The following is a 272-nucleotide window of genomic DNA, read 5'->3' as shown; positions in this document are numbered from 1 at the left end:
AGCATTAATAAAATATATTTGACTATCTATGGGAACTGAAGTGTCATCCTGGCAATGAAGAAGCAATAAAGGTTTTTCAGAATTCAAGTGAATAGAGGAAAGCGGATCATTTTGTTGTAATAGAGCTTTGGCACTAGCCTCCATTGGACTCAAGCCATTTTTTTCGCGATATAGTTCTTCAAATTGAACCCAAGCACAAGAACCATTAATAACAATTGCGGATTGAACCTCCTGATGTTTAGCATAAATTCCAGCAGTAATAAACCCGCCTG

The 272-nt window shown here is 37.1% G+C and carries 1 pseudogene; it reads right to left on the bottom strand.

Going from position 1 to position 272, the window contains the following annotated elements:
• Positions 1 to 272 (bottom strand): annotated as a pseudogene (locus KVT27_RS24640) (hypothetical protein); the annotation flags it as partial.

Source organism: Lysinibacillus sp. GbtcB16, from assembly GCF_019091145.1.
Taxonomy (GTDB): Bacteria; Bacillota; Bacilli; order Bacillales_A; family Planococcaceae; genus Lysinibacillus; species Lysinibacillus fusiformis.
This window is presented reverse-complemented; position numbering and strand designations above follow the sequence as displayed.